This window comes from aff. Roholtiella sp. LEGE 12411, from assembly GCF_015206995.1.
In the GTDB taxonomy this organism is placed as follows: Bacteria; Cyanobacteriota; Cyanobacteriia; order Cyanobacteriales; family Nostocaceae; genus Komarekiella.
This window is the reverse complement of the sequence record NZ_JADEXR010000003.1, coordinates 61,423-87,536: the sequence shown is the minus strand read 5'-3', so window position 1 is coordinate 87,536 and position 26,114 is coordinate 61,423. Positions and strand designations below refer to the sequence as shown.

Genomic DNA, 26,114 nt, shown 5'->3' with positions numbered 1-26,114 from the left:
GATCCCCAGAGGGGGCCCCACCTTCCCCAGTCTCTTTTACTACTGGTAATCAGAAAGTTAAATTTTGATCAACCAGATGTGAAAGCCTACTCCGATTGAAGATGGACTGACCACTTAAAACTCTTCATGAGGAAATCCGGACTTTTTGTTGAGCACAGGCTACTATTTTCAGTCGCATAAACGCATAATAGAAAGGTGACTGATCTGTTCGCCCCTTTACAATCTCTCAAACAAGGCAACTGGTTCAAGCTGATCTGCGGAGCCAGCTTCCAGCATTTGCCTGCGGTCAGAAGTTTAACATTAGCCTACACTTTGGCGGGCGCTGACTGCATAGATGTGGCAGCTGATCCAGCGGTGATTGCAGCAGCGCAAGCAGCGCTACAAGTAGCCAGAGATTTGGCTAGAGATGCCCAGGAGCGAGGGTTTGGCTACAAAGGCAACTTACCCTTTTTGATGGTCAGCCTAAATGATGGAGAAGACCCCCATTTTCGCAAAGCAGAGTTTAATTCTACGGAATGTCCTACAGACTGCCCTAGACCCTGTGAAAAGATTTGTCCGGCACAAGCAATCGTGTTTAACCGTATAAGAGACGAATTTTCGGGAGTTGTCTCCCAAAAATGCTACGGCTGTGGCCGCTGCATACCAATCTGCCCGTATGGTATAATTTATACGTCGTCATACATGTCAACGCCGGGAGCGATCGCGCCATTGGTAATGTCAACGGGAATAGATGCCGTAGAAATTCATACCAAAATCGGGCGAATAGCAGAATTTCAGCGATTATGGCAAACAATTTCACCGTGGGCAGATCAACTAAAGCTAATAGCCATTAGCTGTCCCGATGGCGAGGGAATGACTGACTATCTTCATGCAATTTATGACCTGATTACCCCGCTTCAGAGTGCTCTAATTTGGCAAACCGATGGTCGTCCCATGAGTGGAGATATTGGAGATGGCACTACTTTAGCAGCGGTGAAATTAGGACAAAAAGTTTTGGCAGCTAAGTTACCGGGATATGTGCAGTTAGCAGGTGGTACTAATAGCTACACTGTTGCTAAGTTAAAGGCAATGGGACTGCTAAAGAGAAGGGAAGAGGGGGGGAGTGGGAGAGTAGGACAGTGGGATTCTTCCTCATCCCCACATCCCCGCATCGCCGCATCCTCTATTGCTGGAGTAGCTTACGGTAGCTACGCCCGTGTACTGCTGTCACCAATTCTCGATCAGTTAGAGAATAAGGAGGTGAGTAACACTAGTATTAAGGCGACTATCCGCCTGGAAGAAGATGACGTATTACTTTGGCAAGCTGTAAAACTTGCCCATTCTCTCGTTTCCCAGCTTAAGTCACAGCAGGAGCGTTAATCGCTCGTTTTGGATACTTTCCTTAACTCTGTTGACCAGAGAAAGGAAATGTCCTCGCTATCTCTAAAAACGTCACCATAGAAAGCATGACGATTACAGACGATCTCCAAAAGTTGTTAGATATTTTGCCCCAAGACCTGCAACAAGTACTAGAGAATCATCCTCAGCGAGATAGTTTAGTTGAAGTGGTTTTGGATCTGGGTCGTCGCCCAGAGGCTCGCTTTCCCAATCAAGCTGAGTATCTGAGCGAAACACCCGTTACTCAAGAACAGATAGATGATTGCATTGAGCGAGTCGGAATCTTTGGCGGAGATAATCGCGCAGGAATTGAGCGAACTTTGCATCGAATCAGCGCCATCCGCAACCGCACCGGCAAGATTATTGGCTTGACATGTCGCGTCGGTCGAGCGGTATTCGGAACCATTGGCATGATTCGCGATTTGGTAGAAACTGGTAAATCGATTCTCATGCTGGGGCGTCCAGGCGTTGGCAAAACTACCGCTTTAAGGGAAATTGCTCGTGTTTTGGCAGATGATCTGCATAAACGTGTGGTGATTATCGATACCTCCAATGAAATCGCTGGGGATGGTGATGTTGCTCACCCCGCCATTGGTCGCGCCAGGCGGATGCAAGTAGCCCATCCCAACGAACAGCATCAGGTGATGATTGAGGCAGTGGAAAACCACATGCCAGAAGTCATCGTAATTGACGAAATTGGCACAGAACTGGAAGCTTTAGCGGCTCGTACCATTGCTGAACGGGGTGTGCAATTGGTAGGCACTGCTCACGGGAATCAGATTGAAAACCTGATTAAAAACCCTACTCTTGCTGATTTAGTTGGGGGTATCCAGGCTGTGACGCTGGGAGATGATGAAGCTAGACGCCGGGGTTCTCAAAAAACCGTTTTGGAACGCAAAGCCCCCCCGACATTCGAGATTGCTGTGGAAATGTTAGAACGGCAACGCTGGGTAGTACACGAAAGCGTTGCTGACACAGTAGATAACCTGCTCCGGGGGCGTCAGCCTAGCCCACAAACGAGAACTGTTGATGACCACGGCAAAGTTGCGGTTACACGGCAGTTAGCTGTTGTGAATGGTCGTGGTGGACAGATGACCACAGGGGAAGAATCTTTCCCACCGCCGCGGCCGTCTAATGGCTGGCGTTCATCTGGACAAATGGTTGCACTGCCGGCATTGCCCATAGAACGGGAGCGGGTGACTGGGCGAAGCGAGTTTGACCGCTTACTGGATGAATCTTTCAATTACTCTGAGAGCATTGATTTCAGTGCCACTAGACAGGCTGGGCCAAATGGCGAAGATTTGCCACTACACGTTTACCCTTATGGTGTCAGCCGCCACCAGTTAGAACAGGTAATCAGCGTGCTAACTCTACCAGTGGTATTGACAAAAGACATTGATAGTGCAGATGCAATTTTAGCACTGCGATCGCACGTCAAAAACCACGCCAAATTACGGCAAATGGCAAAAGCCCGTCAAGTACCCATCCACATGATTAAATCCAGTACCATTCCGCAAATTACCCGCGGCTTGCGGCGGTTACTGAACATCGATGACCCGGAATTAGCCGATGACCGAGAACTGCAACTGTTTTTACACAGTGGTAGCGATGACGAAATGGACGCCTTGGAAGAAGCCAGACTTGCTGTAGAGCAAATTGTGATTCCCAAAGGACAACCAGTTGAGTTGTTGCCCCGTTCTCCCCAAGTCCGCAAAATGCAACATGAGTTGGTAGAACACTATCGTCTCAAGTCGCACAGCTTTGGCGAAGAACCAAATCGTCGTCTGCGGATTTATCCGGCGTAACTTCATTCTTAAACCCCTCTCCTGGGAGGAGAGGGGTTAGATTGAGATCACCAAAATAGGCCAAAACCCATAATTGGAGCCAAAAATTTTCTTGTTTGCAAGCCGCAAGTGTGATTCGTTCTGTCGAAACGAATAGAAATATTCGGGGATGACAGGCAGGGAAATATTCGGGAGAAATTCCGACAGAACCTTGACAACTCAATTTTTCGTGATGGTGCAATTCCATCCCTCCAAGTGCAGGAGTGACAGCGAGTCCCCCATTTCATCAAAGTGGTTCTTTGTTGGGATGAAGCGGGGAATCATGGCGGTAACTACAAGCCTAATGTGGAATCCCGCCTAGCATAGCTGATCATGGGTAGGAATACGAATCTCTTGACTGAATCATCGTAATGCAAAACAAGCCAAAAGGCTGTCAGGCTTGTCCCAAAAGGGAAAGGATAAGTGGTTGGCTGATTAAGCGGCAGACCAATATGCACTCACAATAAACCCGGTGAAGAGAGAGAACCCTAAAACCAGCGACAAACGAAAAATTGGGAACGAAGTAACCCCCTGATGCGCTCTTTCGGAAATGGTCGATTTCCTGAGTAGGTAGCCAGCCGCAAGCCTTCAAGGGGAAGGATTGCCTCAGAAGCCAAAGCCTTTGGGAAAGCCAGAGGATATGCAGACGGAGGCACGGTGACTTGGATTGTAGAGGTACTAGTAGCAATGTACACATCTAAAACGAGTTTCAAGACTACGGTGGAATGGAATGCTATCCCCTGGCGAAAGCTAGAAAGGATAGTATTTAAGTTGCAAAAGCGTATCTACAAAGCCTCTCAGCGTGGTGATGTCAAAGCAGTTCGTCAACTTCAAAAAACGTTGTTGCACTCCTGGTCAGCAAAGTGTTTGGCGGTTCGTAGGGTAACACAAGACAACCGAGGTAAGAAGACGGCAGGAGTGGATGGGTTGAAAAACTTGTCCCCAAAAGCACGTCTTATCTTAGTATATTCCCTGAAACTAGGTCAAAAAGCCGCTCCCACTCGAAGGGTGTGGATACCAAAACCTGGCTCAAAGGGAGAAAAAAGACCCCTTTCTATACCCACTCTGTACGACCGCGCCTTGCAATCGCTAGTAAAACTAGCCCTAGAACCTGAATGGGAAGCTCGCTTTGAGCCAAACTCATTCGGTTTTCGACCAGGAAGAAATGCCCATGATGCGATTAAGGCAATATTCAACACTATTAAGCTCATCTGAATCCCGTCATCCGTGGATGGACAAACTATTACTCAGGTGTCGTCAGTAAACGCATATTTAATCAGGCTGATACAACTTTATTCAGCCAGCTAAAAGCATGGGCAGAACATCGTCACCCTAATAAATCTTCCCGATGGAGTTGCCAAAAGTATTGGCAAACTGTAGGGTCTGATAATTGGGTATTTAAACCCCATAACCAGAAGATTCGCTTACTCAAGCACCGTGAAACTCCTATTGTGAGACACATACAGGTGCAAGGAAGCCGTAGCCCGTTTGATGGAGACTGGGTGTACTGGAGTTCCAGAATGGGTAAACATCCTGAAGCGCCAACAAGAGTGGCAACACTTTTGAAGATGCAAAAAGGAAAGTGTACTCACTGTGGACTGTTTTTTCATCATGAAGACTTGATGGAAATCGACCATAAAATCCCCCGTTCAAAAGGCGGTAAGGATAGATACGACAACCTTCAGTTACTTCATGGACACTGCCACGATGCTAAAACGGCAGCAGATAAATTTGCTGTTGCAATTCCAGAAATAGATGAGGATTATCTCAACTGTAATCCCTTCTAATTCTGAATTTATAGGTGTGTTTGACAAACACCAAATCACTGAGGAGCCGTGTGAAATTAACGTTTCATGCACGGTTTTGTAGCCGAGTCAGGGGGGTGACTTCCTGGCTTAGGCATCCATGTATAGGTTATTTTTTAGCCAATCAAGTAAATACACGGTTTCCATAGCAAACTTTTCACACCAGCGCAATACCCTCGCAACAAAAGTGTCAAAAATAATATCTACAATTAATAGTAAATCTAAATATTCTTCCAGACAGCAATGCAAAACGAATCTCGCGACAGAGAACACAAATTAAATAGTATTTCAAATAACACTTCTGATGCCAAATACCGTAATCAATCTCCCTGGAAAAAGGCTGCTGCCTCTCTATCGCTGGTGTTGCTGGGATCGGGTATGACATTAACAGGCGGTTATCTGGCTTCTAATCCTCAGCAAGTGTCTAAGAATGCCTCTAATTTGGCAGTGAGTCCAGTAAATGCAGCTCCTCCATTACCAATTGCTACAGATCCTAACTTTGTTATCCAGGTAGTACAAAAGGTTGGGCCTGCTGTGGTACGGATTAACTCTTCGCGAACGGTAAAAAGTCAGATACCAGAGGAATTTAACGACCCATTTTTCCGCCGCTTTTTTGGCTCACAATTGCCAGAATCACGAGAAAGGGTAGAACGGGGTACTGGCTCAGGTTTTATTATCAGTGCTGATGGTCGCATTCTTACTAACGCTCACGTAGTCGCTGGTACCGATACGGTGACAGTGACACTTAAAGATGGGCGCACTTTACAAGGTAAGGTGTTGGGAAAAGACGAATTAACAGATGTCGCTGTTGTCAAGATTCAGGCAGATAATCTGCCGACAGTGGTCTTGGGTAACTCAGATAAACTGCAACCGGGAGAATGGGCGATCGCGATCGGGAATCCCCTCGGTCTAGATAATACCGTCACTACAGGGATTATTAGCGCTACCGGACGCAGTAGCAATCAAATAGGTGCTCCTGATAAGCGAGTTGAATTTATTCAAACAGATGCGGCAATTAATCCGGGTAATTCTGGTGGCCCTCTACTAAATTCCCGTGGCGAGGTAATCGGTATGAATACAGCTATTATCCAAGGAGCACAGGGAATAGGCTTTGCCATTCCCATCAACACAACACAACGCATTTCCAGTCAACTGATAGCTACAGGCAAAGTACAACATCCTTATCTAGGGATTCAGATGGTCGGTCTAACACCTCAGCTAAAGCAAAATATCAACTCAGACCCCAATATGAGTTTGAATGTAGATGAAGATCAAGGTGTATTAGTTGTGAGAGTTATGCCAAATTCACCAGCTGCTAAAGCAGGAGTACGTGCTGGTGATGTTATCCAAACACTCAACGGTCAATCAGTTACAGATGCTAGCGGTGTCCAAAAGGCAGTAGAAAATAGCCAAATCGGGAGAGATTTGCGCCTAGAGTTGCGTCGCAACGGACAAAGCCTTAATTTAGCTGTGCAACCTAGTGCTTTCCCGACGAAAGTGCAATAAAGGGAACTAGATAAGAAAGCAGGGGAGCAAACAGTAAATTTTTCCCCTGTCTCTCCCTCTTGATCCAATTTCTCATAAACTGCGATCGCCTCTCATACAGCAAATTATCGTATACTCGCCTGTAGAGGGTATGGGAGGTAGTGTGAGTATTTACAATACTAAGTAATATAGCCGCTTGCGAGGAAAGTAACTTTTGATGTAAGTCAATGATTCGTAGGAAAATGTGATGTTCCTGAGATTTGTGTATCTTGACTAAGGAATAATGAATCTTGGCGCATTTTCGTTTGATAAACCTTCACCAATCGATCAATTCCTTTAAAACGATGATCCCCCATTTCCTGAAAGTCTGAAGGTTGTGAAAGTATTTTATAAGTGGCTTCGCTAATTACGCATTCACTGGGGGGACAGACAGCTTCCATACGAGCAGCAAGATTAATCGTAGCGCCTAATGCCGTATAGTCTACCCTCTGCGAACTACCAACATCTCCCACCACAGCCTTACCACTGTTAATAGCAATGCGTAATTCTAGGGGTTCGTGCCAAAAACCATTCGCATTGAGACGTGCTAGACGAATAAGCATTCCCTTAGCCGCAGCAGTTGCGCGATCGGCGTGATCTAGTTGTGGCTCTGGAGCGCCAAAGAATGCCATGATACAATCACCAATATACTTATCCAAAGTGCCGCCACAGCCGAACACTTCTTGTAGCATCTCTTCAAATAAATTATTCAATAATTGAGCGATCGCAGTTGGTGTTAACTGTTCAGAAATCGCCGTAAAGCCAACTAAATCTGCAAATAAAATGCTAATTTCGCTTTCTGTAGGAGCTAAACGACCACCTGGTAAACCGCCTACAGATATCAATTGCTGTACAACAGCTGGAGAATGATAACGTTCTAGTCGTTGACGAATCACCTCTTCAGTTCTAAGTTTTTCTACCAAGAGCCAACGTTGCACGCTAGAAGCTACAAGGTTTGCTAAAGCCGAAAAAAAGCTGAGTTCTTCCTCGCCTTCATTTGCCCAATGGTAAGAAGAAAGATGAGCATCGGCATAAAGAACGCCCACAACTTTATTTTCATCCCATAAAGGTACCGCCATCGCGCTGCGAATGCCTTTGACCAAAATACTGTGTTCACTAGAAAACCGTTCATCCTTGTGGGTATCAGCCGTTTGAATAACAACTTTTTCCTCAAAAACCTTTTGACAAATACTACGACTAATCCAACTCCCATCGGCTGCAAGGTGTTTTTGTTGGAAAATATTTCTAGTAGCAGCGTTCACTAACTCCAGTTGTCCACAACCACTGACATCTATTAATAATGCTAAACGGTCAATACTATCTAGGTAACGAAAAACGACTTGTTGCACCTGGGAGAAAATCTCTTCTATGGATGCCGCAGCACAGAGATTTTTAGCTATATCAACTAAGTCTTTAAGACGGGCAATGGTTTTGTCCTTATTACAGATGTTGCTGTCTTTGCTATCAGCTTCAATCCATTGCTGTTGTAGTTGTTCGACGTTGCGAAAGATTGTTCTGTGCTGATTATTTTCCGTAGTTAGCACATAGTTAGGCGTCAACTGTGCCGCAGGAGTGGCTAGTAGCACCGCCAGACTAACATTGCCCAACCAGATAACATCGCCATGATGTAACTCTTGGGGACAGCTAACAAGACATTGATTAACTTGCGTCCCGTTTTTGCTGTCCAGATCCTCAATTGTCCACATACCAACAGCCGTTCTAACAAGCCGTGCATGATTGCGGGAAACTCCGACAAAAGGTAAGTACAAGTCACATTCTGGCAACCGACCAATTGTGAATACATCTTGATCTACTGTAATTGTTGTCTCGGTATCTCCTTCTCGTAGGCATAGCGTGATTTCAGTCATGAGTGTGATATGTCTATCCTGGAAGCTGGGAGCGTAAGCAAGTTTAATGTCAGGTATGTGTCAAGGGCTAACCCTTCACCTTTTCTTTATGACACTGATAACGGCATTACGACAACTGTATGTAGGAAATATCACTTAGAACCTATCTTCAGATATAAAAAAGAATGCCAGGCGATCGCCAAAAACCAGAACTTTTGCTGTAAGAACAATCCATACTGCTCTCTCGGAAAAGAAGGAAAAGAATTTGCACAAAAACCAGAACTGCAAAACTCTATCTTAGAGGATGTTTTAAAAGTTATCGGCGAATATAATTCGCTACTACACAAACAAAGTCCACCTCCGTGGACTAACCAAAAATCAAGGTTTTCCAACCCACGTTCGCGTAGCGTTCCGCAAGGAAAGGTGGGTTTCGCCTGCGTAGCCACTGCGCCCTTGCGGCTATGCCGACTTGTTCGCGCAGCGTCTCCGACAGGAGAAGGAAGTGCCGCCGACTTGTAGCAAGTGGCCCGCGATTTCTAATCGCTGAGTTTGGTATTAATTTAGACTTTTAAAACATCCTCTTAGACTACAGAATTTTTTTGCAAAGCTAATCCAAACCATGATTATTTCAGCAAATCAAAGGGCTTTATGTGTTATTCATCATAGAATTATGAATTCTTCATGAATTTTTGCTCATATTTATCTACGAATAAATAATATAAAAGCAGCATTGGCATCTCGTGCAGTTAAACATTGTATTTAAGCATATCTTACTGAAAATTAGTAATTAATAATCAGTTAATTACTAAGCACAAAAATTACATGAGAACTCATGAGTCGAAGCCAAATCTTCCATCAAGCCTCTTCTAATTTCCTGATTGTTATCATCAGCATATTATTAGTACTATTCGCTACACTTTATCCCTTTAATTTTTCCGTTCCAGATAGTTTCTCAGTGGCAGAAGTTTTTGCCAGTTTTAACAATACCAGTTATTTTCAAGACCAAGTAAATAATGTTTTTTTATTTGTACCTGTAGGTTTCAGTCTCACAAGTTTTTTGCAGAAACTCAGGATGAGATTGCTAGTACAAATTTTCATAGCTACCCTGATCAGCACTGGTTTATCACTGACAGTTGAATTATTGCAAGTATTTCTACCTTCAAGAATGCCTACTCCAGCAGATATTTTGAATAATACTATTGGTGGGGTGCTAGGTTTTGTTTGCTTTTATATATGGAATCATCAAAGCTTTACTAACACAGTAGCGCATATAAAATATGGTAATTATAACCGCTCAAACAAACAGATAACAGCTTTATTTTTGGGATATATATTTCTGACATTTCTGATTTCGCTGTTTTGGCAAAGTGCGACTAATTTGAGTAATTGGAATGCCAATTATCCATTAATAATTGGCAATGAACTCACAGGAGATAGACCTTGGCAAGGATATGTATCTGAAGTTTACATTGCTGATAGAGCCATAACACCAAATGAAGTAGTACAAGGATTAGCTGACTCAAGTTACTTTAATAAACTTGGTACTTCTCTGTTAGCTTCTTATCAATTAAATGGGAAATGTTGCTATAAAGAACAGACTAAACAACTCCCAGAACTATTGTGGCAAGGACAGCCCTCAGATATTCAGGAAGGTAAAGGTGCTTTTTTGAGTTCCAGTCATTGGCTACAAACAGCCAATCCTGTCGCATTTCTCAGCAAAAGAATCAGCAAGACTTCAGAATTTACGCTCAGCACTAGCGTTGCTACTGCCAATACAGAGCAGCTTGGGCCTGCGCGTATTATCTCAAATTCTGGCAATTCTCTGCATCGCAATTGGACAGTGGCACAGCAGGGAAATAACTTAGATTTTCGACTACGAACGCCAATTACTGGCGAAAATGGATCAGAGTTAAAACTGAATATACCTAATATTTTTACAGATACTAATCTTCATCATATAGTCATCACTTATACTAGAGCAACTATTAAAGTCTATGTAGATAATTTACATAATTCTTACTTTTTTAAGTTACTGGATTTAATCCCCAAAAAGCAAAGAATTTTTTACTATGCACTGACTTTTATACCTCTAGGAGTAGGTTTAGCCATAATAATTCTACTGGCAAAAAAAAAGTTGATGTTTTCTAAGTTCTTAGTTTATGGTGGTACATTAATACCTTCTCTGATGCTGGAAGGAATTTTAGTTAGTGAAAGCGGCAAAAACCTTAGCCTAAAAAATCTGTTATTAGGAATATCATTTACAGCAGGAGCTATGCTGATTGTGAGAGCGCGGGCTACTCAATTAAAAATGAGAAATTGAGATTGAATGATTGTACTTGTCTCAAGATAGAAGATATTGCTTTCAAAAAAGTTTTATGTTGATAATTAAGCCTATATATATATGAGGTTAACGATGGAGGTCAAAAGTGAAACTCTCAACAAAAGCGCACCGCTAATTGCTGCTGGAATTTTTCTTGGTCTGGGTCTTGGAGGATTTGTTGATGGCATTCTATTGCATCAACTACTCCAGTGGCATCACATGCTAAGCAACATTCTACCTTTGACAACCACCGCAAATATAGATTTGAATATGCTGTGGGACGGGTTATTTCATGCCTTAGACTTACTGCTGACTGTAGTAGGAGTAGTCTTGCTATGGCGGGCTGGGGGGCGTGATGATGTTGCTTGGTCATCACAGACCTTTGTTGGGTCGTTGCTGATTGGTGGTGGATTATTTAACTTGGTTGAAGGTCTAATTGACCACCAAATTCTTGGTATCCACCATGTAAAATCAGGGCCGAATCAGTTAGCTTGGGATTTAGGATTTCTTTTGTTTGGTGCGTTGCTTGTTGCGATCGGCTGGATAATGATCAAAAAAGATTCAAGAGTTAGGAGTTAAACTTGGACATGCTTTTGTTTACCTAAAAGGTGTGCAATCTTTCTAAGAATTGCAAAATTTTGTGGTGCATTATCCTTTGTGATCAAATAATAAATTCAGAGAGGCTGGTCTTTTAAGTCGTATACTCGGCGTTAATCTTCACGTAGTCGTAACTTAAATCACAACCCCACGCTTTACCAGAACCATGACCATTACCAACGCTGACAGAGATTAAAACAGTATCCTCTTCAAGATAAGCACCCATCGCCGCTTGTTTTAAATAAGCGCTTGCTGCTGCACGGTCAAATGTTAAAGGTTGCCCATGATCTAACATTAAGAAATCCCCTAATTTAATTTGTAGGCTTTCTTGCTCAAAAGGCACGCCTGCACGTCCAGCAGCGGCGGCGATGCGTCCCCAGTTGGGGTCACGTCCAAAGATTGCAGATTTAACTAAGGATGAACCCGCAATGGTTTTAGCTATTTGGCGGGCTGAGAGTTCATCATGGGCCCCAGTCACTTGTACTTCGATTAGACAGGTTGCACCTTCACCATCACGGGCGATCGCTTTCGCTAAATGCTGGCAAACTGCTGTTAACATCGCTTCTAATTTTTCTGCTTCTGCACCCATCTCAGTAATTGCTGGGGTGCGGGATTGACCATTTGCTAAAGCAATTAAACTGTCGTTGGTACTGGTATCACCATCAACGGTGATAGAATTGAAACTTTTGTCAGCTGCCCTACTTAACATCTGTTGCCAAAGCGTGGGTGAAATAGCTGCATCACAGGTGACAAATGCGAGCATGGTTGCCATGTTGGGATGAATCATCCCGGAACCTTTGGCAATACCGCCAATTCGCACGGGGCGATCGCCTAGAGCTGTTTCTAGGGCTATGGATTTTGTTACTAAGTCTGTGGTAATAATTGCCCCAGCGGCGGCATCTGAGCCTGTTTCTGATAGTGCTGCCACTAGTTTGGGAATTCCTGCTTTCAGTTTATCCATAGGAATTCGTTGCCCAATTACCCCAGTAGAAGCTAATAACATAGATTCCGACGGGATGTTTAGTGCTTGGGCTACTGCCATAGTAGATTCTAGGGCATCAACCCAACCTTGAGTACCTGTAGCGGCGTTTGCTTGTCCGGCATTGCAGAGAATTGCCCTAGCACTATGTTTAGTTCGTAACTGTTGGCGACAATAGTCTACACAGGCGGCTTTAACTTGGCTGGTGGTAAATACACCAGCTGCGATCGCTTCTACATCTGACACTATTAAAGCTAAATCTGGCAACCCGGAAGGTTTCAATCCTGCGGTAATTCCTGCCGCCCGATAACCTCTTGGGGCTGTGACGCCACCAATAATTTTATGCCAATCTGTCATTATTTTTCCCCACGACTATCAGGTTGGGTAGGTAGGTGCATTCAGCTTAGGTTAGTTAGTCAGCTACTAACTAGCTAACTCTTACATCAAGTATTTCTACTTATTGTGAGCTTATGTGCTGATGGCAATAATAATGCACCAATTGACGATTAGCATAATTTTTTTTACCTTTCTTATGACGAAGAAGTATGCAGTGGAAATGCCATGATCATTCGTGATGGGTTGCGTCTCGCTACCCTCTGCGTAGCGATGACGTTGGCGTCTTAGGGGGAAGCTAAATGATGGGGTTAAATGCCCCATTATTTAACCGTGCTTACATGCCCACCCACAAGGGGATGGGGTTTTACATACGATCAAATAAAAAAAAGAGCTGCTTAAGCAGCTCTCCAGATCATCAGGGTGTATATATATACCACATTATAGCATCTGCGGTATGAGGGTTGTCACCCGTCTTTTTGGTTATTCTTGTAAACATTTCAAAGAATTAGGCATTCAATTTCTTATCTACCAACTCATTAGTCAGCTTCGGATCAGCACGTTTGCCAGTCTTTTTCAAAACTTGCCCAACAAAGAAGCCCTTGAGGTTAGTGTTACCGTTGCGATACTTTTCTAGTTCTTTGGGGTTGGCAGCAATGACTTCATCAACAATGGGTTCCAGTACACTAGGATCAGTGATTAGCTCCTGACCGGCAAAAGCTTTTTCAGGAGAAATACCACTCAACAAATCTGACAGTTTTTCTTTAGCTTGGGCGTTGCTAATTGTGCCCTTTTCAATGCGAGTGATCACATCAGCTAAATTAGTGGGAGTCAAGGCAATTTCTGTGATACCAAGTTTTTGCTTATTGAGGTATGCGGCAATATCTTGAGTAATCCAGTTAGCCGCAGCTTTCGGATTGGCTCCAGATGCGATCGCTGCTTCAAAATATTCGGCTACAGGGCGGTCTTCTGTCAATACTCGTGCATCATAAGGCGAAAGTCCCAACTCACTTTCATAATGATGGCGTTTTTGGGCTGGTAATTCTGGTAGTTCGCTACGCCACTTCTCTAATTGTTCATTTGACACCTCAATTGGTGCTAAATCTGGTTCTGGGAAGTAGCGGTAATCACTAGAACCTTCCTTAACCCGCATACTAATTGTGCGTTGAGTGCCTTCTTCCCATAGGCGAGTTTCTTGTATAATGCGATCGCCTGCTTCTACGGCTGCAATTTGCCGCTCAATTTCATAGTCAATCGCCCGTTGAATGGCGTTGAACGAGTTCATGTTTTTAATTTCTACTTTAGTGCCAAACTCCTTTCGTCCCACCGGACGCACAGAGATATTGACATCACAGCGTAGTGACCCTTCTTGCATATTGCCGTCACTCACACCCAGATATCGAACAATGCGGCGCAATTCTTCGGCGTATTCAGCCGCTTCCAGTCCCGAACGCAAATCTGGTTCAGAGACAATTTCCACCAATGGGATGCCTGCGCGATTGTAGTCTACCAGAGAATAAGTAGAACCAGAAAGGCGATCACTGCCTGCATGTACTAATTTTCCCGCATCTTCCTCCATGTGCAGACGCGTAATCCCAATGCGTTTCCGAATTGGATTCCCCTCAGCATCTACCAACTCAATTTCTAACCAACCATGTTCTGCGATCGGTAAGTCATACTGAGAAATTTGGTAATTTTTGGGTAGATCAGGATAAAAATACTGTTTACGGTCAAATTTGCTATATTTTGCAATTTGACAATTAAGTGCCAAACCTGCTCTGACAGCATATTCTAGTACTTTTTGGTTGAGTACAGGTAAGACCCCAGGTAAACCCATGCAAACTGGGTCGATGTTGGTATTGGGATTAGCACCAAATGCCGTAGAACTATTAGAGAAAATTTTGGTGTTAGTACTTAGCTGACAATGGGTTTCTAACCCAATAATCGCTTCATACTCAGTTTTGACGGTCGTAGTAGAAGTCATAATATCGCTATTTAGGCATAATCCTGCTTTAGGGTACTATTGTAGCGGTGTCCTGAGTTCCAATGAAGGTCTAAAGCTACTTTAGTGAGCAACCCGTTTCATTTATCTAGTGTAGCGATTATTCTAAACTCTTATTCTCTGCGTGAGACCAAATTCCAGGACTAGCCTTTCAAGGTGACTCGTAAAATTTCTTTTTTTCTCTCTGCGCTCTCTGTGTCTCTATGATTTAGACGCACCAAAATCTCTGGTGCTTAGTGGAACAAGGAAAATGTTCCTCAAGTTTTAGCTCACTGTTATGCATATCTCAATGGATTTTTGACTATCTCATCTAAACTAAAAAGGTGACATCTTCCCTCATAAAATGGCTTTAAATGTCCGGGTACAATCTCTAGGAAATACTTATAAGTACCTCAAAAACTCTATCTTAGAAAAATATCCACTTTTTCCTGGGGTGTTGACTGCATTCTTGTCAGTGGGATTATCGCAAATAAGTGCTTGGAATAGCTTGGAATTATTAGGATTTAACTTAATATTCCGCACCCGTAACTATCTACCGCATTCTAGTTGGGATCAACGTATAGCAGTAATTGGTATTGATGATCGTACATTACAACAATATGGGCAGTTCCCCTTATCACGCGATCGCTATACTCAATTATTAGAAACCCTAGAAGCTACCCCTCCCCAAGCCATTGGCTTTGATATTCTTTTTACCGAACCCACAATTCATGATAGTGAACTAGCAGAAGCAATGGCGATTAACGGTACAGTTGTTTTAGCAGTTGCCCCTAGTCTACAGCAACAAACTCTGCATCCAGTGCCAATTTTAGATCGTGTCACTAGCAAAGGACACATAGTCAATAATGCTGATTTTGATGGCATCACTCGGCAATTTTTTCTTTACATCGATCAAGTCCCTTCTCTGGGCATTAAGTTACTAGAAATATACAACAAGAGTTTGCAGCACACCTTCACAGCAAACACCAATAAAAACCAAAAAGCTCTGATTACCATTCCATCTCTGCAATCAGGAATGAACAAAAAATCTGTCTGGATTAACTGGGTAGAACCAACACAGAAAATCCCCACTTATTCCTTTGCCGATGTTTTACAGAAAAAAATCGATATAGCCAAACTTAAAAACAAAATTGTCTTAGTTGGGTTAACTGCTACTGGTACAAACGATCCTCTCAAAACTCCCTTCCAGCAAATAGTACCCACTTCTGGTGTTTACCTACACGCCGCAGTCCTGGATAATCTACTTAACCAGCGATTTCTGCGAAAATTACCTTGGCAATTTGAACTTTTACTAATACTGACTGTAGGTATTACGGGAACCATAATACTAACTCCCCAAAAATTTTACCAACGAATTCTGCTACTAGGACTACTACCCCTAATTTGGTTTAGTTTATCAGTATTAGCCCTTACAACCAATCTTTGGTTGCCCACTGCCGCACCCATTGGTACTATTCTCTTAGCTGGGTTAAGCGTGCAGTGGCAAGAACAAAAAGAAAAACAACAATTGATGAGTTTATTTGCTAGTCATGTTTCTCAGGAGACAGCAGCATTAATCTGGCAAAATCGCACCGAAATTTTCCAAAACGGCCAACTAGATGCCAAAGAAATGGTAGTAACGGTTCTATTTAGCGATATCCGCAGCTTTACCACCATTTCTGAAGGTATGAAGCCACGAGAGTTACTCAACTGGTTAAACACCTATCTGGGGGCAATGGTTGAATGTGTTCACCAGAATCATGGAGTAATTGATAAATACATTGGTGATGCCGTTATGGCTGTTTTTGGCATTCCCTTTCCCCACACCCAAGCAGAAGAAATTCAGCAAGATGCCATTAATGCCGTCTCTGCGGCCATAGCTATGCAGGAAAAATTAATCCTATTAAATAAAGAACTCGAACAGCTTGCTCAACCTGCTATTCACATTGGTATCGGTATTCATACAGGTTTAGTAGTTGCTGGTAGTATTGGCGGATCTCAACGATTAAACTATTCTGTATTAGGAGATACTGTCAATATTACTGCTCGTTTGGAACAACTCAATAAAAATACGCAAGAAGGAAATTCTAATAACATTTTAGTTAGTGAGACAACATACCAGCTAATTAAGGATAATTTTTATACACAAAAATTGCAAGAATTAAAATTGCGAGGAAGTCAAAAACTGACTATAGTTTATTCTGTGACTGAGATTAAAAGCTCATCTGAAATTAGCTAGAAAATGATGTAATGACTGTGCAGAGTTTATACTTACCACCTTAGCTATCTCTGATAAAGCTTTTCTTTTTATCGTTGATATTATTCCCAAGTGTAAATATTTGAAGCACTCATAATTTATTACCTCTTTAAACAGGTTTTTATACTCTGCACAATATTCATCTATGATGGAAAATTTCGGGTGAGCATCTCTTGCCAAAAATTTCCAAACAAACTCTAAAGTGTAAAAGGGTACAAGTAAGTGAACATATATCTAATTGTAGGAATAGTCACAACTGTATTATGGAACACACTGTTATGTAAGGGTTGGACACAACCACCCCCATGTATTTCTCAAAGCTTGCCAGAAGTTAGCAATTCTGTTAATAGTTTCCGACAGAGCGATGTTATCGTCATTGGGAAAGTACCAAATCGCCCTTATGTAGTCGTTGTTCCCGGTCAATCAGAGCAGTTATTAAATGTTGTTAGACGTTATGTTACCGACGCATTTTTAGCACACCATAGGCTTGGTACTTATGTCTATGCTGGAGGATCTGCAAATAGGTATGAAGCAGAATGTTTATCTTCTGTGTTGAGATCCCGCGGGTTAGATGCAAGAGTCGTCTATTTCCATTGAGTAAAAGTAGAAAGTTTTATGAAAGCTTGGTGGGTAGGTTTGATGGTGGTTATGGTTGGGTTAGTGATTGCTTATCATGCTTTAGCAGCTGATCGACTGAGGGTAAAGAGTGATCACTGGCTAGAAGTACGCCGCCCCATCGGACAAGTTATTTATTCCCGTGGACAAACATCTCAACCAGTCCACAATGGAATGCGATTAAAATCAGTTGGTGATACCATCACCACTAAACAAGGTTCTAGTGTAGTGCTGGGAATTGATACAGCTACTGGTTTAGTTAAAGTTACTGAAAACACAACTGTAACCGTAAAAAAGCTGGAAACAGGCAACAAAGGCCAACGCATTACAGAATTACAAGTCCTATCTGGCCAAGTAAACCTACAAATTCGTCCCCTAACTCATGATGCCTCTCGTGTAGAAATTAAAACCCCAGCTGGCATTGCTGGAGTCCGAGGGACTGAGTTTGGCGTGAGCGTTCAAAATGACGGGAAAATGGGTGTTGGAACTAAAAAAGGAGTAGTAGCTACCTCTGCTCAAGGACAAACAGTGCTGGTAAAAGCTGGATTTCAAAATCTGACTATCCCTGGACAACCACCCTCACCAGCAATTCCTTTACGAGAAGATACTCGTTTAAATGTTAGTCAACTTTTAGCTAGAGGTAGACGAGTTCAGATTGTTGGTACTGTTGATCCGGTAAATTTACTGTTAATTAATCAACAGCCTCAAAATGTTAATTTAAATGGCAGATTTGATATTACTGTTCCTTTACCTTCTAACCGCAAAGTAGAAGCTACAGTGTTAACACCGTTAGGGACAAAACAACTATATCAACTGGTAGTTCCTTAAACTTTGAGGAGTTGGGAATTTACGGTTAAAATAAGGGCATTGCTGAATTGAAGTTAGGACTAGCCCTTTCAAGGTTACTCGTAAAATCTCTTTTTTTCTATCTCGCCAAATGAAACACCAAAACCCTAATTCAGCAAATTGCTAGTGAGCAAAACGCTACTTATAAGCTAAGCAGATGAACGCAGATATGGCACTTACAATTAATAATCCACTTAATTAAAACAATAGTGCAAAAGCATGACTACTTAGATAATTTGCCAAGTCTCTAAGGTAGACATGCTTTATTAACTGCTCTTTTAACTCACATTCCGCACCAATTTTGTATAGAAGAAAATCGCAAAAAAAGCACAAGCTTTTTGCTTTATTTCCATGCTGCGGTTAGCTCGTTGGTTCTGAAACATTTTCGCCCACAATTTGCTCTTTAATGGAGCGCATTTCTGCGGCTAATTCTTGGCGAGTGGAAGCTTTGAAGAAATAGCGATAAACAGACCAAGTTACATAACCAATTCCAATCAATTCAAAGATTGGAGAAACTAGCGGAATATCATTTATTGCGTCTACTATTGCCAGTAGTATTCTGAGACTAGTAACCCCCACCACAAGCAAGGCGAAGCTAATAACTGGTAGCTTATATTCATTGACAAATCTGATTACGTATTCCGGCAGACGTTCCAAAAAGTTAGAAATTCTTCTCCCAATTTCAGATACTTGGTTATTAGATTTTTGAGCAATTGGTATGGTTGACAAATTTCCTAGTTCTGAGCCTTGAATTGTTGTCACACTCTTTGGTGAGGTAGCATCAACATATTCTTGTTGTTGTACTTGGCTTTCCATAGGTCTATAGAGAAAACTATTTCTTAACAAATGTAATAATACTATTACTGCATTTTTTACTCTAATTTTCATCAGCCTCTTGGAATAATTTTCATCTCTCTCAAAGGTTAGAGGAGAAAATTTTCAACTTAATTTGGCTTACCAGTAATTGTAAATGCTGCCCAATAGTAAGGATGATTATAAAGCTTTTTATCTGATACCATTTTACTACTTCTATATAATTGGGTTGCTAAGTAAGCTTTAATTCTTAATTCCTCTACTTGCAGATTATCCAATAAATCTTCATACCATTTTGTCAGTTCTCCAGCAGTTAGTTCTTTTAGCCATATTGTTGCTTCATCTAAAGCAGTAACTGCCGATTTTTTGGGCTGTAATCTTCGGTAAAACTCTATGATCACTAAGGCGCTTGCAGATGATTCTATAGTCCAAAGAGTACTAAGTATATGAGGAACTCCGCCACTCATGAAACTACTGACTAAACTCACATATTCAGTGCTGATATTATGGCTAGTAGTACTTACATTTTCACAAGCAGATAGGGTAACAAGGTTAAAACTTGCTAGATTTTTTTGGCGGATTTCTTCTAAGGTCAGTTTGTCTTCATCTGCTAATGCCAATTGTGATTTTTTAGGCTCACTAAAATTATTAGTTACATGACCAGTAAAATGAAATATGTTGTAATCATTCAATAAAGCATTTTCCACAAAACTTTTCGTGGCTTGTTTTTCCTGAAGCCGCTGGGGATTATTGAACATCTGGCTCACAATTTCAGATTCAAGTTTGGCAAATTTCAGTGGTGGATAACCTGCACTATTGGGATATTCAACACTAAGTAATAACTGATGATTCCAAGGTATAATGTCTCTGGTTTCTATTGACAAACCTACTTTGGCGCTAGGCAAATAAGTAATTGTGAAATTTGACTCTACATTAGGTAACTCTTCTTGGGATAGAAAAGAAAGATTGAAAAGTGCATGAATAGGTAATCTGTGTAAGTCTCGATGCAGAATTAAAATCAGTTGGGTGATGCCTTCAAGCTCCTGTACAATTGTGGAAATATTTAAGATTTTTTTCAGATGCAATAGTCTTTGTTCCATCTCCACTCGCCAGGAATGTTTACCTTTACTTTCTTTGTCTTCAGCGGTACTATATTCTTGATATTGTTGATGCCAATCTTCCAGCCAATCTTCAAATTCAACTAAGCGTCTTACTGCTTCGGGTAGTGGTAATTCATTTAGACGTACAGTAGCTTCACCTGAAGATATTGTTCCTACATCTTGTATGGGTGTAAAGAGCAAAATCGGTGATGGCGCTCCGTCTTTAAGAATGAAGGTGTGTAAGGCGGCTGGGCTGATATGCCAATAAACAATCGCTGTTGTGGGATTAAGCAGTTGTTGAACTGCGCCATAATGGAGTGAGGAAATCTCGTCACTCCAACCAAAAAGTAGCCAATTTAAACAAGCATTTTTGCCTTGTTCTGCCATTTCCCAGGCTTCCACCAAATCACCAGACTCCACAGCTAAATCAACTGCTAATTGACTAAAGCCGGAAAATTTCAAAGCGAGCTGTTTTTTAGTTTCATCAGAGCGAGTTGCTTCACTCAGCAATTGTTGCAATAAATCTTTACCGCGTTGTTGTAATTCTGGTACTTGTGTTGTTTGTCCCAAACCCACAAGCACTTTGCTCAGAGATTGCAAAACCTCCAGATGCAACAAAGCAAAATCTTCTGATGTGAGGGTTAGCAACGCCTGATGATATTCAGCTACAGCTTTGCGCCAATCGTTGCGGGGTTTAGGATTTTTCTTTCCTTGATCGTAATAAGTATTGCCGATCGCCAGATGTAATCTACCCCAACCTTCTGGGTGGGTATCTGGGCGCAGATGTTTTAATCCTTCCTCATAACTTGCTAATTTTCCCTCATAGCCTCCTTGTTGCAGGGCGGTACTCTCGCTCACCAATGCGTCAGTGTTAACTAAATATCCCGCAGCAGTCCCCCGACCTATCCAAGCTTCCCAATAGTCTTGTTTGATTTGCAAAGCTTTGTCATAGCAGGCGATCGCTTCGGTAAATTGTTCTAAATGAAACAGTGCGATCGCCTGGTTGTACCAAGCCAAGTGAAAGTCGGGTTTAATGTGTATGGCTTGGCCATAGGAGGCGATCGCTTCTTCGCGGTGTCCTAAATTGTCTAAAGCTATACCTCTGTTATACCAGGCTAAGTAAAAATCGGGTTGGTCTGAGAGTGCTCTGTCCCAAGAGGCGATCGCTTCTGACCACTTTCCTAAATTAAACAGGACTACACCCCGGTCGATCCAGACTTCGTGGAATTCTGGTTGAATTTCTAGTGCTTTGTCGTAAGATGCGATCGCTTGTTCATATTGTTCGCCTACAGCCAGGGCGATACCTCGGTAATACCAGTTTTCTTGGTCTTCTGGTTGCAGATTTAGCGCTTGGTCGTAACTAGCAATTGCCTCCTTCAGCCATCCTAATTTTAGTAGTGCTAAACCCCTGCTAGACCAAGCTTCTGGGTAGTCCGGCTTGATTTGTATGGCTTGATCGAAAGAAGCGATCGCTTGTTCAAAGTTTCCTAATTCTCCCAGAGTTCCACCATGTTTATGCCAAGCTTTGTAAAAGTTGGGTTTCAGTTCTATTGCTCTTTCATAAGCTGCGAGTGCTTCGGTAAAACGTTCTAAATGAAACAGCGTTAAGGCTCGGTTAAACCAATATTCGTGATTATTTGGTTGAAGTTCTATGGCTTTGTCGTAAGAGGCGATCGCTCCTAACAAATCACCAGTTTTAGCTTGCTGAAGACCTTGGTAAAACCATGATTGATCTGAAGTAACAGCATTTGATTGATAGGTCTGCTGCTCAATTATACTTGGGGTATTGCCCGTTTGAATTGCCAGATTAGAAGCCAGCTTTTGGACTAAATTAGTACTCTCATCTAACCTTACCCACAACTCATCTAAAGCATACGCCACATCTAGTTCTAAATTTACCAATGAGTTATCTGAGGTTGCTTCAGTTGGAGTGATAATATTTGCTGATCTTGCTGATGATTTTGGAGTTGGAGCAACCTCCTCTTCATACCCCCATCTTAGTTCACCTAAGTTGGTGATTGAATCTTCTTGTGTGGGAAGGAGGAAACCTGCTGGTTCTGCAATTTGAGTATCTACCTCTTCAGACTCCCCTCTTATTTCCTCTAAGTTATCCGTCAATCTTTCCTCTACATCTGCATTTTCGAGTGCTGGTGCTACTGTTTCGGCAATTTCATCATCATATTCCCATAACTGTTCGCCTAAGCTGCGGATCAGTTCTTGCCCAGGAGATGTTGATAAAGTTTCTTCATCGGTTTGTACCTTGTTGTCCTCATAGTCTATGGGTAGTAAGTTTTCTGTGGGTAAATTCTGCATCAATAACCGTGTACCAATGTCATAGGCTAAATCCCCTATTTTACCAACATCTAATTCACCTAGTTGCACCATCCGCGTTGCTAACTGATGATTCGGTGTGCGTGAATTTACCAATGTTTCGCCAAACATCTGCAACCAATTTATCCAGCGCTCAGCCGGAACGCGATTTTCTACTTGCCGCAGATAACTTAATACCCATTGCTGTCCTCGTTCTTGATGCACACCTTCCAACAACTGGGCAAATAATTGTTCCAGATCCGCATTGGTTAGTTCTGGTAGCGGTCTTACGACCTTGTGTCGCCTTGCACCCTTTAGAGAACGAGTTTGCTTACTGCCAAAGGGGCGCCTCCAATATCTATTTAGCCAATGCAATAGCCGCCTGAGCATCTGCCGCACTCTTGGATTTTGTTTCTCCTAGATTGTAGCCATCGTTGTGTTAAAAAACTCATGAATTACGTAAAAACCCACTATATATGGATAACACTGTCGTCATAACTGGCAAAAAATACATAAAACTTAATTAGTAGTTGCCCTGAGACAGTTGTCACAGGGAATCAACAGAGCAGGGGGAGAATAAATACTCAGCACTCAACATTCCTGAGTATTTACTGAATTAGTCAAGTTTCTGTTTGCTCTGTAGTTGATTGACTAGCAGCATAAAACTGATTTAACAATGCATCGACAATAATTTGTGGATCATCTGTTTCAATTGCGAGTTGTTGGGCCATTTGCTGGCATAGGTTCTTATCCTGCTGCAACATCACAAACAACTCTTCTATGGTGACGCTTTGGTATTCTTCCTCTGAAAGGTTTTCTGTGGCATCTAGTTCTATTAGGGTTGGTGAGGTTTCTTCAGATGGCATCATGCTAAGAGTATCTGGCTCTTCATATTCCCAAATTGGTTCGCCTTGATTACGTGTCAGCATTTGCATACCAATATCATAGGCAACGTCTCCGATTTCTCCGACGCCCAACTCACCTAGTTGTACCAACCGCGCAGCTATTTCATTATTAGGTGTAGGTGATGCTAGCAATCTTTCGCCAAAGCGCCGTAACCATTCAATCCAGCGTTCAGTTGGAATGCGATGTTCAATATTATGCAGCCACTTCAGTGCCCACGCTTGCCCTCTTGCCTGATGTACTCCTTGTAAAAGTTCATTGAATAGAAACTCCAAATCCGTATCAGTTAGGGGTGGTGCTGGTTCTTTTTGCACATCCCTCCTAGCTTTTGAGGCAGTCTGTTTTCCACCAAACAAGCGTTGAAAAAGCCTTTTGAGCCACTGAACTAGCCGCCTGAGCATTTGCTGCACCATTGAGTATTGCTTACCCTAAGATTGTAGCGATCGCACTGTATCATAACCTTGCTCCCATCAATAAAATCTGTAGGCGGGAATTATCCTGATTTCTTCTAGGGTATGACAATATCTACAAAGCAGCGCCAAGTGAGTATATTTATAGCGGCAGACTTCTGGTGGAATTAGTTAAAATAGTTAAATCCTACAACTCGACTCGGTGCTACTAATCAACGTTACAAGGCATTGAAGTCTATTTTTCCATGTCTTACGAACCCCTGCACCACAAGTATCGCCCAAAAAGTTTTGCTGAACTGGTTGGTCAAGAGGCGATCGCTACCACCCTCACAAACGCGATTCGTACAGCCAAAATCGCCCCCGCCTATTTGTTCACTGGCCCAAGAGGTACAGGGAAAACTTCTAGCGCCCGCATTTTGGCAAAATCTCTTAATTGTCTCAAAAGTGACAAACCCACTGCGGAACCCTGCGGCGTGTGCGATGTTTGTCAGGGAATCACTAAAGGTTACTCCCTAGATGTAATTGAAATCGACGCTGCCAGCAATACTGGTGTCGATAATATCCGCGAACTTATTGAAAAGGCGCAGTTTGCTCCTGTGCAATGTCGCTACAAGGTTTATGTGGTGGATGAATGCCACATGCTCAGTACCCAAGCCTTCAATGCGCTATTAAAAACACTAGAAGAACCACCGAAGCACGTAGTTTTTGTCTTGGCTACAACCGATGCACAGCGAGTATTGCCGACTATTATTTCGCGCTGTCAGCGGTTTGATTTTAGACGCATTCAGTTAGAGGCGATGGTCAGGCATTTAAGCGCGATCGCTCTTAAAGAAAATATTACTATTTCTCCTGATGCTGTTACTTTAGTAGGCCAAATTGCTCAGGGAGGATTGCGAGATGCCGAAAGTCTGCTCGACCAATTAGCTTTATTATCGGGTGAGGTGACACCAGACAGAGTTTGGGATTTAGTCGGTACGGTGAGTGAACGGGACTTATTAGCACTGTTAGAGGCGATCGCTCAAGATAACCCAGAAGCCGTTCTGGATTGCACTCGTAAAATCCTAGATCTTGGTCGAGAACCGTTAACTATTCTCCAAAACCTCGCCGCTTTCTACCGTGATTTACTTATTGCTAAAACTGCACCTAACCGCCACGATTTAGTTCCTTGCACTCGCCAAACCTGGATAGCACTGGTTGAGTTTTCCCAAAAGTTGGACATGAGTACTATTTTGGCAGGACAGCAACACCTGCGAACATCTGAAGTGCAAATTAAAAATACGACTCAGCCACGTTTGTGGTTGGAGGTAACATTACTAGGATTGTTACCCAGTGCGACGAATATTCAGCCACAAGCCTCAACTATCTCACAGCGAGTCAACACACCTGCTGTATCTTCCTATCCTCCAGCAGTTCCGAAAAATCACGCAGTCTTTTCTGCGTCTTTAGCTGAACCGCAAAGAAATCAAAATTCTTTGTCCCCAAACCATCACTTAGCAGTCGTCCAAAATCATCCCATCCCTTCATCTGCGTCAGATGAACCGCAAATAAATCATACTTCTGATACCAACTCAGTTATAGTATCTAGCCCAGAAACTGTATCTGTTACTTTGCCATCTGCAAGAATTGAACCAGTAACCTCAGAAGTTGTTGGAGCAGCAGAGTATGACTTAACTCAGATTTGGCAACAGGTGCGTGCTAATTTTCCCATGCCTTCCAGGAAAGCTTTACTAGGGCAAATGTGCCAACTAATAGAGTTTAACGGTACTGTAGCGCGTATTGCTGTCAAAGGGCCTAAATGGTATGAAACACTTAAATCTGATCTCCCGATGATGAAGACAGCTTTCCAGCAGACTTTTGGGCGTGAAGTTCAGGTGAATCTCGAACAAGTAAGCTCTGTAACTCCTACCTCAGCTAGAAAAGCTCCTCCACCAAAAGACTCTACTCGCATTCAGCAGCCACCTACTCCCAGTTACAACGGCCAAATACCGCCTCCAGCGTCAGTACCACACCCAGCAACTCCACCACCAAAAACCGAGTCAGTAGCAAGTAATGGAAATGGTGTGCAAACTTTGCCGCAAGCGCAACCCCAAACATCCGTAGCTAATTGGGAACCTGATGAAGTAGCGATCGCAGCTCAGCGGTTAGCTGAATTTTTTAATGGACAAGTTATCCGCTTCACAGATGACGCCACAGAGTTTTCTGACTCCATGACTACACCTGAGTGGGTAGAGGAATCAGAAGATGATGAGTAAAAGGGCATTGGGCATGCCCCAT

The 26,114-nt window shown here is 42.6% G+C and carries 19 protein-coding genes and 3 pseudogenes; 14 read left to right on the top strand and 8 right to left on the bottom strand.

All coding sequences use genetic code 11. The annotated features are described in order from the left end of the window. Positions 1-195: 195 nt before the first annotated feature. From ldpA to IQ246_RS01620, 6 genes and pseudogenes are all read left to right on the top strand, one after another. A complete protein-coding gene (ldpA, locus tag IQ246_RS01640; protein WP_193999494.1) occupies positions 196-1,359 on the top strand; it encodes a circadian clock protein LdpA in 1,164 nt (387 codons plus the stop codon). Positions 1,360-1,445: 86 nt separating this feature from the next. Continuing rightward, entirely contained in the window at positions 1,446-3,182 is a 1,737-nt protein-coding gene (locus IQ246_RS01635) for a R3H domain-containing nucleic acid-binding protein (protein WP_193999493.1), read from the top strand. 705 nt (positions 3,183-3,887) lie between these two features. Further along, positions 3,888-4,415, top strand: coding sequence for a reverse transcriptase N-terminal domain-containing protein (locus tag IQ246_RS01630; RefSeq protein WP_208491960.1), 528 nt, complete (start codon positions 3,888-3,890; stop codon positions 4,413-4,415). Beyond that, positions 4,412-4,510 (top strand): annotated as a pseudogene (locus tag IQ246_RS31165) (group II intron maturase-specific domain-containing protein); the annotation flags it as partial. The gene IQ246_RS01630 and the pseudogene IQ246_RS31165, both read left to right, overlap by 4 nt. 141 nt (positions 4,511-4,651) lie before the next feature. Next, on the top strand, positions 4,652-4,987 hold the full coding sequence (locus IQ246_RS31160) for an HNH endonuclease (RefSeq protein ID WP_339379248.1): 336 nt from the start codon (positions 4,652-4,654) through the stop codon (positions 4,985-4,987). A gap of 261 nt (positions 4,988-5,248) precedes the next feature. Continuing rightward, positions 5,249-6,511: an HhoA/HhoB/HtrA family serine endopeptidase gene (locus IQ246_RS01620; protein WP_193999489.1), complete on the top strand. Its 1,263-nt coding sequence runs from the start codon at positions 5,249-5,251 to the stop codon at positions 6,509-6,511. Positions 6,512-6,714: 203 nt separating this feature from the next. Here the strand turns inward: IQ246_RS01620 and IQ246_RS01615 are convergent, their stop codons facing one another. Beyond that, positions 6,715-8,397, bottom strand: a complete 1,683-nt coding sequence (locus IQ246_RS01615; protein ID WP_193999487.1) for an adenylate/guanylate cyclase domain-containing protein — start codon at positions 8,395-8,397, stop codon at positions 6,715-6,717. Positions 8,398-8,406: 9 nt separating this feature from the next. Between IQ246_RS01615 and IQ246_RS01610 the strand changes: the two genes are divergently transcribed. From IQ246_RS01610 to IQ246_RS01600, 3 genes are all read left to right on the top strand, one after another. Then, a complete protein-coding gene (locus tag IQ246_RS01610; RefSeq protein ID WP_193999484.1) occupies positions 8,407-8,895 on the top strand; it encodes a hypothetical protein in 489 nt (162 codons plus the stop codon). Between the two features lie 313 nt (positions 8,896-9,208). Beyond that, the gene (locus IQ246_RS01605) at positions 9,209-10,696 is read left to right on the top strand and encodes a VanZ family protein (RefSeq protein WP_193999482.1); all 1,488 of its coding nucleotides are present in this window, start codon (positions 9,209-9,211) and stop codon (positions 10,694-10,696) included. Between the two features lie 93 nt (positions 10,697-10,789). Beyond that, the gene (locus tag IQ246_RS01600) at positions 10,790-11,275 is read left to right on the top strand and encodes a DUF2243 domain-containing protein (protein WP_193999480.1); all 486 of its coding nucleotides are present in this window, start codon (positions 10,790-10,792) and stop codon (positions 11,273-11,275) included. A gap of 112 nt (positions 11,276-11,387) precedes the next feature. Here IQ246_RS01600 and argJ read toward each other — a convergent pair whose 3' ends face one another. The 3 genes from argJ to gatB form a co-directional block, all read right to left on the bottom strand. Next, on the bottom strand, positions 11,388-12,629 hold the full coding sequence (argJ, locus tag IQ246_RS01595; protein WP_193999478.1) for a bifunctional ornithine acetyltransferase/N-acetylglutamate synthase: 1,242 nt from the start codon (positions 12,627-12,629) through the stop codon (positions 11,388-11,390). A gap of 111 nt (positions 12,630-12,740) precedes the next feature. Next, on the bottom strand, positions 12,741-12,929 hold the full coding sequence (locus IQ246_RS01590) for a hypothetical protein (protein ID WP_193999476.1): 189 nt from the start codon (positions 12,927-12,929) through the stop codon (positions 12,741-12,743). Positions 12,930-13,113: 184 nt separating this feature from the next. Further along, positions 13,114-14,589, bottom strand: a complete 1,476-nt coding sequence (gene gatB, locus IQ246_RS01585) for an Asp-tRNA(Asn)/Glu-tRNA(Gln) amidotransferase subunit GatB (protein WP_193999474.1) — start codon at positions 14,587-14,589, stop codon at positions 13,114-13,116. Between the two features lie 228 nt (positions 14,590-14,817). Here gatB and IQ246_RS31110 point away from each other — a divergent pair. After that, positions 14,818-14,934 (top strand): annotated as a pseudogene (locus IQ246_RS31110) (ISKra4 family transposase); the annotation flags it as partial. 16 nt (positions 14,935-14,950) lie between these two features. After that, a complete protein-coding gene (locus IQ246_RS01580; protein WP_193999472.1) occupies positions 14,951-16,825 on the top strand; it encodes a CHASE2 domain-containing protein in 1,875 nt (624 codons plus the stop codon). On the opposite strand, the pseudogene IQ246_RS01575 reads toward IQ246_RS01580, so the two are convergent. Further along, positions 16,817-17,077, bottom strand: a pseudogene (locus IQ246_RS01575) (hypothetical protein); the annotation flags it as partial. The gene IQ246_RS01580 and the pseudogene IQ246_RS01575 sit on opposite strands and share 9 nt — an antisense overlap. On the opposite strand from IQ246_RS01575, the gene IQ246_RS01570 reads away from it, so the two are divergent. Together IQ246_RS01570 and IQ246_RS01565 are read left to right on the top strand one after the other, a co-directional pair. Further along, the gene (locus IQ246_RS01570; protein WP_193999470.1) at positions 17,066-17,440 is read left to right on the top strand and encodes a hypothetical protein; all 375 of its coding nucleotides are present in this window, start codon (positions 17,066-17,068) and stop codon (positions 17,438-17,440) included. The pseudogene IQ246_RS01575 and the gene IQ246_RS01570 overlap by 12 nt on opposite strands. 18 nt (positions 17,441-17,458) lie before the next feature. Beyond that, positions 17,459-18,286: a FecR domain-containing protein gene (locus tag IQ246_RS01565; protein ID WP_193999468.1), complete on the top strand. Its 828-nt coding sequence runs from the start codon at positions 17,459-17,461 to the stop codon at positions 18,284-18,286. A gap of 378 nt (positions 18,287-18,664) precedes the next feature. Here the strand turns inward: IQ246_RS01565 and IQ246_RS01560 are convergent, their stop codons facing one another. The 3 genes from IQ246_RS01560 to IQ246_RS01550 form a co-directional block, all read right to left on the bottom strand. After that, on the bottom strand, positions 18,665-19,120 hold the full coding sequence (locus IQ246_RS01560; protein ID WP_193999466.1) for a CAAD domain-containing protein: 456 nt from the start codon (positions 19,118-19,120) through the stop codon (positions 18,665-18,667). Positions 19,121-19,248: 128 nt separating this feature from the next. Further along, positions 19,249-22,917 carry a CHAT domain-containing protein gene (locus IQ246_RS01555; RefSeq protein ID WP_193999464.1) on the bottom strand — a complete coding sequence of 1,223 codons (3,669 nt, stop codon included), beginning with the start codon at positions 22,915-22,917 and terminating at the stop codon, positions 19,249-19,251. A gap of 230 nt (positions 22,918-23,147) precedes the next feature. Next, positions 23,148-23,843 (bottom strand): hypothetical protein, encoded by a 696-nt coding sequence (locus IQ246_RS01550; protein ID WP_244141900.1) that lies wholly within the window; start codon positions 23,841-23,843, stop codon positions 23,148-23,150. A gap of 242 nt (positions 23,844-24,085) precedes the next feature. Between IQ246_RS01550 and IQ246_RS01545 the strand changes: the two genes are divergently transcribed. Beyond that, positions 24,086-26,092, top strand: coding sequence for a DNA polymerase III subunit gamma/tau (locus IQ246_RS01545; RefSeq protein WP_193999462.1), 2,007 nt, complete (start codon positions 24,086-24,088; stop codon positions 26,090-26,092). The last annotated feature ends 22 nt before the right edge of the window (positions 26,093-26,114 follow it).